This is a genomic window from Pseudochelatococcus sp. B33 (assembly GCF_053570585.1).
The window spans coordinates 56126-69673 of the sequence record NZ_JBSEFH010000029.1; the positions used below are offsets into that span (position 1 = coordinate 56126).

The window sequence follows — 13548 nt, forward strand, 5'->3', positions numbered from 1 at the left end:
CGAGCGCCCCTCAGAGGGCGTTTTTTTATTGGGAGCGTCGCATGGCCGAAAAAATCAACGACGAAATCAACATCGACGTAAAGACGACAGGTGCTGATGAAGGCACGGGCGCGCTCAATAAGTTGACGGACGCTCATGACGGCGTGGTTGTGGCATCTGATAAGATGTCGAAGGCGCAAGTCCGTGCCGACCGCGCGTATAAAAGCGTGAAAGCGCAGGTTGATGAGAATTTCCGTGCTACGCAGCGACTTATTCAGGGGCAATCGACACTGAAGCGTGCGCTCGATCAGGGGATCATTTCCACCGAACAGTACCAGCGTGACATGCGGCAGCTTGCTACTCATTTTGAGAAGGCGACACAAGGCGCTGACAGGGCGCGGGCCTCGTTTGGGCGGGTGAACGATGCGACGACTGGTGCGACGTCAGGCGTAAACGCACTCTCCACGGCATTCAACCGGCTGGCGCTTGCCGCTGCCGGCGCTTTCAGCGTCGGTGCGCTGAGCCAAATGGCGGATGCGTGGTCGGACATGCAATCACGCGTCGGTGCGGCGGTCAAGGATATGGATGCCGCGCCCGAGTTGATGCAGAGGATGGTTGATCTGGCGAATGCCTCATACAGCCCGTTGAGCCAGACGGTGGAGGTGTATACGGCCAATGTCGGCGCGCTGGGTGATCTGGGAAAAAGCGCCAGTGAGGCGGCCGATTATACAGAGTCCCTCAATCATATGCTGGTCTTGACGGCCACGCGCGGTGAGCAGGCGGCATCGGTTCAGAACGCGCTGTCGAAAGCAATGGCGGTCGGCAAACTTCAGGCGCAGGGCCTCGAAACGATTCTCGCCAACGGCGGCGAAGTGGCGCAGGCACTGGCGAATGAGTTGAACACCACTGTCAGCGGCCTGCGCGGGCTCGCGTCTCAGGGCAAGATCACGGGCGAGGTCATAGCAAACGCTATCATCAATCCCTTGGAGGAGGTACGGGCGCGGGCCGGCGAAATGCCAGCGACGGTAGCGGACGCCTTCACCCGTGTCGGCACAAACGTGACGGCACTTGTCGGGGCCTTCGATCAGCTAACAGGCGCGTCGTCTGCCGTGGCGGGAGTGATCATATCTGTAGCTGACGGAATACGGCACCTGTCGCAAGACGGGGAAGCGTTGCAGCGCATGTTCGAGGTTTCCGCGACGGCTGCGGGGCTTCTTGCAGGAGTCATGGTTGGACGAATGGTCCCTGGCCTGATCGCGAGCGGCACGTCCGCGCTCACCGCTGCCGCGAACCTAGCCGTTTATGACATTGCTACGAGGCGCATTAACGCTTCCGCGACGGCTACGGCAGTTTCGTTAAGGGTGATGAATGCGGCGTTCGGCGGTCCTTTGGGGCTTGCAATCACTGGCATCGCCGCCGGCGTCGCATATTGGGCCACACGCACTGATGAGGCCACCGCATCGCTGGTTTCGCATGAGATCGTATTGCAGCGGGTCAAGGCCATATATGAAGATGTCGGAGCGAATGTAAATGAATTTGCAAGCAGAATAAAGGAAATTACTTACCTTGAGGCACTGTCTGCCCTTGAAAATGTCAAGAAAAAAGCTCAAGACGCACATGACGCGTTGTGGAGTGAGCAGCCGTTTATAGAATTCGAGGCGGTTACGAGCGCTGGTCTGGCTAAAATAGCGGATGCATTCGATCGTTTGGAGCGGACAGGCGACATTGGTGTTTTCAATGAAATGCTTGTTGACGCTAATAAGCTTGACCCCACTGTGGCAGCGCTCGTCTCGCGCCTTGCGGAATATGCCTCCAAGTATGCGGAGGCATCAGGTCAGGTCGCCCGTCATAGTGATATCCTCAAGGCGGCGACTGGCGATACGGAAGCTCTCGCCCGCGTTATGGCGGGTACAACCGGAGTGGTGGCTGGGTTTGGGAATGCCTCGGCAGTAGCGACAGGACAGGTAGCTGGCCTGTCAGACGCTATGAAGGAGATCATTGCCCTTGCTCCGGGCATGCGCGCTGCAATGAAGGCGCAGTCAGATCTGGCTGCGGTTCAGAAGAATTTTCAGATTGAGGCCGCAGAGGCGTTGACGGCCCTTCAGCAAACGGGGAACTGGGACGCGTTCAACAGCCGCATGGAGATGCTCAACAAGGCCACGGCCGAGGCCACCGGCAGCATCACGGGCCTTACCGCTGCCCAGCAAAAATTGGACGATCAGACGGCCAAGGGGTTGCGCGATTCCCTTCCTCGGGCGGAGCGTGCGCGGGCGGAGCTTACGGCAGCGTACGCGAAGCAGCGGCAGGAGATCCAAAACCTCATCGAAACCGGCGAGAGCCATGCCAAGGTCCAAGGATTGCTCGCACAGCTCGCGGAAAACGAGCAGCGCGATCTGAAGAACCTGAATCGCGACCTTGCGGAGCAAGAGGCGAAGCGCAACAAATCGGCGTCCGCAGCCGACAAGCAGGCGAAGGCGGAGGCGCGCCTCAACAGCGCCGTCGAGCAACTCATACATTCCGGCCAAGAGCGCATTGATCTCCTTAAGCTGGAGATCGACAGTTATGGTAAGACCTCGGAAGAGTCGATTTTCCTGAAGAAGCAGTACGATGCGCAGGCCGCTGCTCTGCGAAATAATACAAAGTTGAAAACGGAGGACATCGATGAGCTGAAAAGGCAGGCCGTCGAGGAAGCTAAGTACATCAGGATTCTGGACGAGAAGCGCAAGGCCATCGAGGCCGTCAACGAAGTCCAAGACCTCGTTTCTGCGACTTGGGTGCGTGGTCTCGAAGACATGATCCTGAAGGCGCAGACGCTACAGGACGCGATCAAGGGCATCGGCGAGGCATGGTCGAAAGCCTCCCTCGACGCTCTCCTGACCGGGAAAGGCCCGCTGGCGCAGTTCACGGGGCTGGCATCGAACGACCCGAACAATCCCGGCGCAGTCGGCGGCGTCTTCGGCCTATTGCTGGGCAACCAGACGAAGCTGTTCAACCAGCTCCCGAAGCAGATCGAGAAGGGTGCAGAGGCCGGTACGACAACCGGCGCCTTCGAAGGTGCAAGAACTGGCACCATCGAGGGCAACGTCGCCTCGGGCATGCCGGCGTTCATGCAGCAGTACGGCAAGCAGATCCTCGGCGTCGGAGCTGGGCTGACATCGCTCGTCGGCGCATACGGCGTCGGCGCGGCGGGCGGCAGTCCCGGCATGGCTGGCCTTGGCGGCGCTATCTCCGGCGGGATGGGCGGTTTGTCGCTCGCAGCCGGGCTCAGCCTGTCGTCCGCGATGATGGGGCCACTGGCTGGCATCGGTGCCGCCATCGGCGCGGGCCTGTCCCTATATGCCAACCAGCAGGCCCGCAATCAAGCCAAACAGGAGCGCATGGCGCAGGCGCAGGCCGCATACCAGGACGCCATTCCGCAGATCCAGTCGTTCACGGCGGCGTTGCGTGGCGAGATCACCGGCAGCTTGCAGCAGACCATCGACGAAGTGCACAAGAAGGCCAACGAGTTGGGCGGCGCGGCATTCTTCGCCTTCCAGTTCGACGAGGTGAAGCGGATCGAGAACGAGTTCAACGCCTACGTCGAGCGAACCCGGCAGGAATTCCGAGACGGTTATCAGGGCATGCTCGACCAACTTCGCGCCGGCGGTGGCATGTCGGGTGCGTTCTCGTCGGCGAAGAACGAGATGCAGTCGTTCGGCGACGAGCTGATGGCGTGGGTTGAGGACGTGAAATACGCCTTCCAGCAATGGGGTGGTCCTGTCTCGGATGAAGCCACTCAGGCCGCACGCAGCGCAGCCCTCGCCATGCTGGAACCGGTGCAGACGCTGACGGCCGTCCAGTCCGCCATCCAGCAGGTCAACGGCCGTGCCTCGGCCCTACAGGGCATCCTCGAAGACCTTTGGATGTCGAGCGATGATGCGGCGCGGGCGATCAATGATGGCGTGCTGCGGGCGATGGATGCGCTCCGGACGAGCTTCAGCGCCGACCTGTCCGCCAAGCTCTTTGACGCGCAAGGCAAGGGCTACATCAACGAGATGTCTGACGCCTTCGCCGAGATGCGGCAGCTCTACGCGGACGCCGCGGCTCTGGGGATCGATGAAGGCGAGCGCATCTGGTCCTACTTCAGGCTCTCTGCACAGTCCATCGTCGACGGGGCAGAACTTACGGGTTCCGCCTTCGCCGAGCTGACGGCCATGTTCCCCGAGCTGGTCGGTTCTGTGCACGAGTTCGTGGCCGCGATTGACTCGGCTATCCAGACAGCGGACGAATTCAACGCCAGCATGTACACCAGGATCCTTGGCGCCACGGGCCGGGCCTATATCACGACGGCGCAGGAACTGGTCCAGGAGCGTGACGCACTGCTCGCCACGGCCGAGCAGGTCGGCGGCAACATGGCGCTGGTCGAGGAGTATTTCGCTGCGGCGGCGCAGTCGATTGTGGACAGCTCCCAGCTCACGGGCTCTGCCTTCTCCGAGCTCCTGGCATGGGTGCCGCAGTTGACGGACCATGTCCACGAGTTCGCGGCGGCGGTTCAGAATGTGGGCAAGACCGCAGGCGAGTTCTATGAGGACTTGATCGACAAAATCCTCGGGGCGCAGGGCAAATCGTACATCAGCGATATGCGGGCGCTCATCAAGGAGCGCGATGAACTGACCGCGACCGCCCAGCAGCTCGGCGTCGATGTCGCGCTGGTGAACCAGTATTTCGACCTGACGGCGCAGAACATCGTCGACAATGCCCAGCTCACCGGCGAGGCATTCCAGGACCTGCTGGCATGGTTCCCGCAGCTCGCGAGCCAGTTGACGGAATTCTCCGCTGTGGCGCAGCAGGTCGGCAACACCTTCTGGGACGTCCAGAACAACATCATCGACAAGATCCTGGGGGCACAGGGCAAGGGGTACATCGTCGACATGCGGAACCTCGTCCGTGAACGGGACGAGTTGACCGCTCTCGCACAGAGCGTCGGCGTGGATCTCGGGTTGGTCAACCAGTATTTCTCACTGGCGAGCCAGAACATCGTCGACGCGGCGGGCCTCACGGGCGACGCGTTCGCCGACCTGATTGCGTGGTTCCCGGATCTTGCCAGCAGCCTCCGGGAGGCCGGACAGGCAGTGGAGCAGACAGCGGCGCAGATCGCGGCGGCGGCGCAACGCCTGCGCGGCTACGAGGACCGGTTCTTCAACGCCATGAACGACAACGGCACCTTGGACGGCGCCTTGCGCGCCTTCGACCGACAGGCGGCGGCGGACAGGGCGGCAGAGCTTGCGGCCGGCGGGCAGCACCTTGTGGCGCTGGAGAGGGCCATTGCGGCCGAGCGCCTGGGCGTGCAGGCACAGTTCGCGGCGCAGGCAGTATCCGCGGCGGAACAGGCGGTTGACGCGGCGCGCCAGAACCTTCAGCGCGCGGCTCAGGCGGCCATCGACGCGTCGCAAGCACAGGTGGACGCGGCGCAGGCCGCAGCCCGCGCGGCGGCCGATGTGGTCAACCAGGCGCAGTCCCGCGTGGACGATGCGCAGCGGGCCCTGGAGCGTGCGCAGGACGCAGTGCGGCAGGGATACGAGGATCAGGCCGCCGTGCTGCGCGACACGGTGAGCAGGCTGCAAAGCTTTATTAAGGGCATTCAGCAATTCAAGGCGAGTTTAATTCTGGATGATGCCCTGTCGCCCTTCAGCCCGCAACAGCGCCTGGCGGAGGCGCAGCGGCAATTCCAGGACATCGCGGCGCGCGCCATGGGCGGCGATCAGGATGCGCTCGACCAACTGGAGCGTGTTTCCCGCGACTATCTGTCGGAGGCGAGGAGCTACTACGCGTCGTCGGAGGCCTACTATCAGGCGTTCAACGACGTTCAGACGATCCTCGACCAGTCATCGCGCACGGCGCAGAACCAGCTCTCGGAGGCCGAACAGCAGTTGGCCGCCCTTGAGGCGCAGATCGCTGCCCTGACCCGGATCGACGACACGGTGCTGTCCATCGAGCAGGCGCAGGCGGAGCTGAACGCGGCTGTTGCCGACCTGGCCACGGCTCAGGAGCAGCAGGCGCAGGCCGATACGGCCCTTGCCGTGGCTCAGGCCAATCTGGAGGCCGTCCGGTCGCAAATGGACGCTCTGTTGGGCATCAATCAGGGCGTCATGTCCGTCTATCAGGCAATCGTTGAGCTGACGGCGGCGGAGTCCGCGCTCGCCGATGCCCAGCGGGTTCAAAACGACATCCTCGCCCAGCAGCAGGCCATCGCAAACCGCAACCCGAACGAGCTGTTTGTCCAGCAGGCCTATCGCGACGTGCTCGGCCGAGAGGCGGACACGGCCGGACTGCAATACTGGGCCAATCAGCTCGACGTCGGGGCCATGACCGCAGCGGAAGTCCTCCGGCGCATGCAGGACATCCAGGCGGCTGGCGGCATGCGGCTTGGCGGCATCGTTGGCAGCTATGCCACGGGCGGCATGGTCGGCAACGGGCGGTGGGACGTTGACAGCGTGCTGGCCCGGTATGCCGGGGGCGGGAACATCGCGCTAGCCGGCGGGGAGTTCGTCACCCGCGCACCGGCCGTCAACCGCGACACGCTGCCGACGCTTGCGGCGATCAACGCCACGGGCCGGCTACCGGCCAACGACGACAGCGCCCGCGACGAGATCCGAGCGCTGCGGCAGGAGGTTGCGAGCCTGAAAAACGAGCTGAAACAGGTGCTGGCGGCCGGGTTTAGCGCCACGGTTGCTGCAACGGACCAGAACACTGGTGCGGTGCGGACAGTCGAACGTCGTATTCATCAAGCGTCGGGCACGAGGTAAGCATCAATGACCGTCTATCTTGTCGAGATGGAGGCCCATACGGGCTCCGGCACCGAAACGCTGCGCCTCGCGTCAGAGGGCTACACTACATTGCCCTCCGACGTCCCGGCGAACACCTGGTACGAGCCGCGCGTGATCGCGCCTGGTCTGTTTGCCCGGCACCTGTTCAACCCCGGCGCGATCTCCGGCGGGGCCGATTTGCGCATGGGGGATATCGTCCTCGCCAATGTCGACGGCGGGCTCGATGCGTGGCTCGACTACGGCTTTGACGGTCGGCCGGTGACGATCAAGGTGCTGCCGGATGCGGACACGGCCTATTCTCAGGCGACGACCGTATTTCGTGGTTCGGTCGAAATGCTCGACAGCACATCGGCATGGACTGAATTACGTGTTCGTATCTTCGATCGTCGACTTGACCTCGACAAGCCATTACAGGTAAATAGGTACGCTGGCACGACTACGAGCACAGGCCCAACTGCCGAGGGCAATGCGGACCTGAAGGACCAGATCAAGCCGCTGATCTTCGGCGCTGTCTTCAACGTTCCCGGCCTCCTCGCCAATCCCTATGACCTGATTTACCAGTGGTCAGATAGCGCATTGCAGTCGATCACGGTCTATGACGCAGGCGTGCAGCTCAAGAGCGCGGGCAATTTCTCGACTATCTCGGCCCTGCGCAGCGCAACCATTCGTCCGGGCTTCTACGGCACGTGTCTCTCGCTCGGGTTGGCGCGGCTCGGCGGCGCGCCGTATAAGCAGATCACGGCTGACGTGGTTGAGGGAGCAGCTGGCCTGCGCTCGGCGGCGCAGATTGCGCAGCGGATGCTCATTCGCGCCGGCTTGACGTCGGTCGACTACAACGCGTCATCGTTTGCGGCTCTGCACAATCTCAACCCGGTCGAGTGCGGCATCTACATCGACACCGACATGCACACCAAAGACGCCATCTCGCAAGTGCTGGCGAGCATCGGCGGCTGGCTGGCGCCTGATCATCTCGGGGTGTTTCAGGTCGGCCGGGTGTCGGGTCCTGGCACGCCGAAGGACACGTTCACGGCCGATGATATCCTCGGCAGTGGCGGCATAGAGCTGCTGGCCGCAACGGACGATGGCCGCGGCATCCCGACCTATCGCGTTACACTGCGCTACGGCCGCATCTGGCATCTGATGCAGGACGGCGAGGTCGGCGGCTGTGTGAGTGACGATCGGCGGGCCTACCTCTCGACGGAGTATCGCGAGGCACGGGCCGAGAACACCTCGATCCAGACGAAGCACCGCCTGTCGCCTGAGATCACAATCGATACGCTGCTGGCCGGCCAATCGGCGGCAAGCGCAGAGGCGTCCCGGTTGCTGGCGCTGCGGTCCGTCCGGCGCGACACCATCCGCATTGTGCTGCCCTTCGGCGACAGCGAGCGTGGCGATGAGGCATACACCCGCGCCACGGCGATCAACCTGGGCGATACGATCCGCGTGGACGTGCCCCGGTTCGGCTACAGCGGCGGGCGCAACTTCGTGGTGATCGGCCGCGAGGACAGCTACGGCACCGCCGACGATCCGGCGCAGACAGTGGCCCTGACCTGCTGGGGATAATCCGACATGGCAGACAGCGATATCACCGTCACGTCGCTGACCGCGACGGGGGGCGTGGGGGTTATTGTCATTGCGCCGGTAACTGGCGGACAGTCGTGCCTGCCATACCTCCAACTGGCCGCGGTCGAGATATGGGAGGCATCGAGCAATAATCGCAACGTCTCGGCCTATATTGGCGACACTGTCGCCGGCCTGACCAGGCAGGGGCTCGCGGCGAATACCACGCGCTATTATTGGGCTCGCGCCCGCGACGTGTCCGGCAATCTGGGTGACTGGTTCCCGCCGAGCGCGACGGGGGGTATGTCGGCCTCGACATCGTCTGCCGCGCCAGGCCCGAACAGCGTCGGACCCGGCGAGTTGCAGGACAACGCCGTCACGACGCCAAAGCTCAACGGAGGCGCGGTAACTAACGCCAAGCTCGGGGCATTGTCTGTCGGTTCAGCGAATATGCAAAATGCCGCCATCGATACGGCGCATATCGTTAACGCGGCCATCACAAGGGCGAAAATCGGCAGTGCGGCGGTAGGCACGGCAAATATTGAAGACCTCGCAGTCACCAGCGCGAAAATCAACAGTCTCGCCGCCAACAAGATAACCGCCGGGACGCTCGTGGCCGGGGTTGTCTATTCCGGCACCGTCAATGCCAGCCAGGTCAATGCCAGTAGCCTCTCTGCCATCAGCGCCAACCTCGGCACCATAACGGCCGGGATTCTATCGGCCAATGTCTCGTATCTGGGGACTGTCGCAGCGAGCAACATCACCGCTGGCTTTCTGGCCACCAACGTGACGTACACCGGCACGCTCAATGCCAGTCAGATCAATGCGGGCGAGCTTACGGGCATCACCATCCAAACGGCGCCATCTGGACATCGGGTCGCAATAAATCAGGGATCAAATAATATTACCATTACGAATGCAGTTGGTCAGATAGATATTGGAGGTAATACAGAAAATATCCTATTTGGCTCTGGCGAGGGTGGTGTTGTTGCACATTTAACTGGACTTAACCCAAACCCTGAAATCCCAGTATTACATGTGCAAAATTTCAGCAACGGAGGTATTGGAGCACTGTTCAACGGAACAGGTGCCGGCAATACATCGCACTGTATCCGCGCCCAAACCCTGATCGAGGCTGGTGGCTCGATTGTACTGGGTGTCAGTCAGGGCGGTGGCGGGTGGGCGGCGTTCGCAGAGCGCGGGAATTACGGACCATTCACGGGCGGCCACGATGCGTTTGTGGCTAAAGACGAGTCCACAGAGGTCGGTGATATCGTCTGCGACTTCAAGGTGATCGCTCGCAACGGCGTCGATGATACGGTGACGGAGGTCTATGTCGCCGAGGACGAGGCGGATCCCGCCGCCGTGGGCGTGGTGTCGCGGCGCGTGGCGTTTGATCCGGACAGTATGATGGGGGCGCTCCCCCAGAAGGAAGGACGGTCTCGCCTGCGGGAAATCCTCGCTGAGCGATACGACCGGCTCGCCATCAACTCGGTGGGCGAGGGGCAGGTCAATGTCTGCGGCCGGGGCGGGAACATCCGGGCCGGCGACCTGATCATGACATCCACGCTGCGGGGCAAGGGCCAGCGGCAGCCGGACGGCATCGTGCGCAACTACACCGTCGCCAAGGCGCGGGAAGACGTGACGTTTGCGTCTCCGGACAGCGTAAAGCGTTGCGCCTGCATCTATCTTGCCGGTTGAGGACTCCATGGGAAAATTGGCTCTCTACTACGGCAATTTCGCCGACACGGCGACGTTGTCCGGCGGATCATGGACAGTTGGCCTGCCGCTCAACAACCTGAAAAATCGTATGCTGCGTCGCGTGGCGCGGTCCACCAACGCGAATTTGACGAGCACTATCGTCAACGTCGATCTCGGGGCGGCGCAATCCATACCGGCCATTTTTCTCGGCCCCTACAACGCGTCGGGGCAGCTCAAATATCGGGCCCGTGGTGCAGCCAATTCCGGCATGACATCGCCGTTGCATGACAGCGGATGGGTAGCGGCCAACGTCGTGCCGTCGCTGTCGCTGGCATGGGAGGACCCTGGATTCTGGTACGGCATCTCGTCGAGTGGTGAGGTCGAACTGCGCGGCTGGATCATGCACTTCCTGCCATCGCCGGTCAGCGCGCGCTACTGGCGCATTGAGGTGGACGATACCACTAACCCGGCCGGCTATCTGCAATTCGGCCGGCTGATGATGCCGAAGAAATGGCAGCCGTCGATCAACTACGAGCCCGGCTCGACCGGCCTATCGCTGGAAGACCGAACCGTCGTGCGGGAGAGCATCGGCGGGAGCGAATACTTCTGGCGCAGGCAGGAGCCGCGCGTTTTCAACTGCGCATGGCCGTACCTGAAAGAGGAAGACACCTACGGCTCGGCCCTCAACATGATGCGCGACCTCGGCACGAGTGGCGAAGTATTCGTCGTCCCCGATCCTGACAGCACCTATGTCCAGCGCCGGTCGTTCCTGGGCCGGATGCGTTCCCGCGACGCCATCGGGCAGCCGATCGTCACCGCGCACACCTCCTATGGCTTTGAGATAAGGGAGATCATCTGACCATGGCCCTGACTCCTGACGAACTTGCCGCCATCAATACGCTCAACAACACGACGGGAAACAACTATCCCGGTGATCCGGGCGGCCTGGGCACGGACGGTCACCGTGTCAACTTTGTGCCCGCGCTAGGGGCGGTCGCGAAGGTCGGGCAGGCGGCGGCGCGTGAAGCCGGTGATGCCGCAACCGCTGCTGCGTCGGCCTCGGCTCAAGCTGCATCCCTATCCGGCACGTCCACGACGTCGGTCTCCATCAGCGCCGGCAGCAAGACGCTCACGACGCAGAGCGGCAAGGCATTCTCCGCCGGATCGTTCCTGCTGCTGACGTCCAATGCCAGCCCGACGACGCACTATATCCTCGGGCAGGCAACGTCCTACAGCGGCACATCGCTGATCATCTCCGTCGTGTCGTTTGCCGGGAGCGGGTCTCGCGCCGACTGGACGATCCGGGTGGCTGGTGGACCGGGCGTCGCGGGCGCGGACGGCAAACAGGTCGAGTTGCAAACAACGGCCACGCACATCCAATGGCGACTGGCCGATGGGGCGTGGACCGATCTTGTTGCGCTTGCTGACCTGCGCGGCGACGACGGAACGCCTATCGAGGTCCAGGCCAGCGCCACGCATATCCAGTGGCGCTATGTCGGCGGATCGACGTGGACGGATATTATCGCCCTGTCGGCCTTGAAGGGAGATGGGGGGGATCCCGGTCCGCGCGGTGCTCAAATCATCAACGGGGCACGGGACCCAGTTTCCGGTGACGGAGCCAACGGCGACTACTGGCTGCAATCCGCTGACGGGACAACAGGCGAGCTTGGTGACTTCTGGTCGAAATCAGGTGGCACGTGGACGAAGCTGTTCAACATGCGTGGCGCGCCAGGGGAGGGCTCCGGTGACGTCGTCGGGCCGAACGGCGGCGTCGTCGACGGCGAGATCATGCTGTCGAACGGCACCACGGGCAAGGTCATCAAAGGCAGCGGCCTGACCATAGATCAGCTCCCGTCAGGCGATGGCACCGTGACCAGCGTGGCGCTTGCCCTGCCGACCGGCTTTACCGTGACCGGCTCTCCCGTGACCGGCTCCGGCACACTGACCGGGGCATGGGATGATGGGTATCAGGCCTACACCACAACAGAGGCCGATAAGCTTTCCGGTATCGAGGAGAGCGCAGACGTCACCAATGGAGAAAATATAGGAATTTCTATTAGAAACACACCGTCTTCAACACTTGAAGACGCAAGGTATCTTCCTTTTATACATTATGCAACAAGTGCACTATATAAAATATCGTGGGAGAACGTCAAGTCGACGCTCAAGACGTATTTCGATACCCTGTTTGAGCCTCTCGGGTTGCTGGTCGGCATCAACACGCAGACGGGTACGAGTTACACGCTGGCGCTGGCCGACGCCGGCCGGGTGGTCGAACGCAACAACTCCAGCGCCAACACGGTAACTGTGCCTGCAAATGCGACTGTAGCATTCCCCATCGGCACGCGCATCGATGTTTTCCAGGTGGGAACGGGTCAAACGACAATCGCTGCCGCATCTGGTGTCACGATCCGATCTGCGGACAGCAAACTTGCCATCGCCAAGCAGTATGGCGGCGCCTCGCTCTACAAGCGCGCGACGAATGAATGGCTGCTCATCGGAGGGCTATCCTGATGCGGATGACCATGGGGATACTGGCAGCAAGCTCGCCTGACACAGGAAACGAAATTGAATACACGCTGACGATTGGATCTGGATTTGGCGACTACGGATTTAGTATCAGTGAAGGTTATGGCAGCATATCTCCTGGCGATGCTAGAGTTCGGTATTTGATTTGGTCAGGCGCCGGGACGTCACTTTCTTACTTTATTCCAACCGGAGATGCGACAAGTATAACTGTAAATGGAACGAAGTATAGTATAGTTGCTCAGACAGGCAACATCAATCTTACTGACGGATACGTGTTGCCCACGTCGGGAACAATCACAATCAAGATCGGGTGGGCTACCTAGTCGACATCCTATCCATACCCGCCGTCCCTTGGGGCGGTTTTTCTTTTTCCGGAGGTCATCAATGCCCGGATACTACAATCTCAAGATATGGGCGGGGAACAATCTGCCAGTGGTGCCGTTCGAGTTCCCGTTCGATTTGGACGGTCTGGTGGCGGTGTTTTCGATCATCGTCCCTTCGCGCGGCATCCGGCACGATTTTTCGAGCACCAATCCTGATAGCGGCGTCACCATCAGGGAGTCCGTCGACGAGGACGGCAATGTTGTCGACCCGCCCGATGAAAAGCGCACGGTCGAATGGCGATACACCGTCGAATTCTCCCGCTCTTTGCCCCGACATGAGCTGATCGAATACGAGCTGGAACTCCGCGACGACGACGGGGGGCAGCGGACATTCGTGGCGGGCAACGTCACGATCTTGGGAGGCGCGAATGCCGATACCTAACCAACCAACGATTATCGTCGTCGAGGAACCGAAGGTTCAAGTGATCAAGGTGCAGGTTCCTGGCATGCGCGGCAAGCAAGGCCCGCCCGGTCCTCCCGGCAGCGGCAGCATCGACCTCCCCCTTGCAATCGACAATCCGCAGGACGGCGACGTGCTGTCCTACGACACCGCGCAAGCTGCATGGAAAAACCGGCCGCGCCGCAATGTA

Annotated in this window: 7 protein-coding genes; all 7 read left to right on the forward strand. The window is 61.7% G+C overall.

Annotated features, from left to right (window positions below; genetic code table 11):
- The first annotated feature begins 41 nt into the window (after positions 1 to 41).
- On the forward strand, positions 42 to 6764 hold the full coding sequence (locus ACUSIJ_RS25125) for a tape measure protein (protein ID WP_449311168.1): 6723 nt from the start codon (positions 42 to 44) through the stop codon (positions 6762 to 6764).
- Positions 6765 to 6770: 6 nt separating this feature from the next.
- Positions 6771 to 8348 carry a hypothetical protein gene (locus ACUSIJ_RS25130; protein ID WP_449311169.1) on the forward strand — a complete coding sequence of 526 codons (1578 nt, stop codon included), beginning with the start codon at positions 6771 to 6773 and terminating at the stop codon, positions 8346 to 8348.
- A gap of 6 nt (positions 8349 to 8354) precedes the next feature.
- The gene (locus ACUSIJ_RS25135) at positions 8355 to 10046 is read left to right on the forward strand and encodes a hypothetical protein (RefSeq protein ID WP_449311170.1); all 1692 of its coding nucleotides are present in this window, start codon (positions 8355 to 8357) and stop codon (positions 10044 to 10046) included.
- A gap of 16 nt (positions 10047 to 10062) precedes the next feature.
- Positions 10063 to 10905 carry a hypothetical protein gene (locus ACUSIJ_RS25140; protein WP_449311171.1) on the forward strand — a complete coding sequence of 281 codons (843 nt, stop codon included), beginning with the start codon at positions 10063 to 10065 and terminating at the stop codon, positions 10903 to 10905.
- 2 nt (positions 10906 to 10907) lie between these two features.
- A complete protein-coding gene (locus ACUSIJ_RS25145; RefSeq protein ID WP_449311172.1) occupies positions 10908 to 12560 on the forward strand; it encodes a hypothetical protein in 1653 nt (550 codons plus the stop codon).
- 399 nt (positions 12561 to 12959) lie between these two features.
- Positions 12960 to 13340: a hypothetical protein gene (locus tag ACUSIJ_RS25150; protein WP_449311173.1), complete on the forward strand. Its 381-nt coding sequence runs from the start codon at positions 12960 to 12962 to the stop codon at positions 13338 to 13340.
- Positions 13327 to 13548, forward strand: a 222-nt coding sequence (locus ACUSIJ_RS25155) for a hypothetical protein (RefSeq protein WP_449311174.1), incomplete at its 3' end; no start/stop codon positions are given. The genes ACUSIJ_RS25150 and ACUSIJ_RS25155, both read left to right, overlap by 14 nt.

What these genes read in the sequence shown, in the direction of transcription:
- ACUSIJ_RS25125 (WP_449311168.1), top strand. Translation starts at nt 42, where the DNA reads ATGGCCGAAAAAATCAACGACGAAATCAACATCGACGTAAAGACGACA.
- ACUSIJ_RS25130 (WP_449311169.1), top strand. Translation starts at nt 6,771, where the DNA reads ATGACCGTCTATCTTGTCGAGATGGAGGCCCATACGGGCTCCGGCACC.
- ACUSIJ_RS25135 (WP_449311170.1), top strand. Translation starts at nt 8,355, where the DNA reads ATGGCAGACAGCGATATCACCGTCACGTCGCTGACCGCGACGGGGGGC.
- ACUSIJ_RS25145 (WP_449311172.1), top strand. Translation starts at nt 10,908, where the DNA reads ATGGCCCTGACTCCTGACGAACTTGCCGCCATCAATACGCTCAACAAC.
- ACUSIJ_RS25150 (WP_449311173.1), top strand. Translation starts at nt 12,960, where the DNA reads ATGCCCGGATACTACAATCTCAAGATATGGGCGGGGAACAATCTGCCA.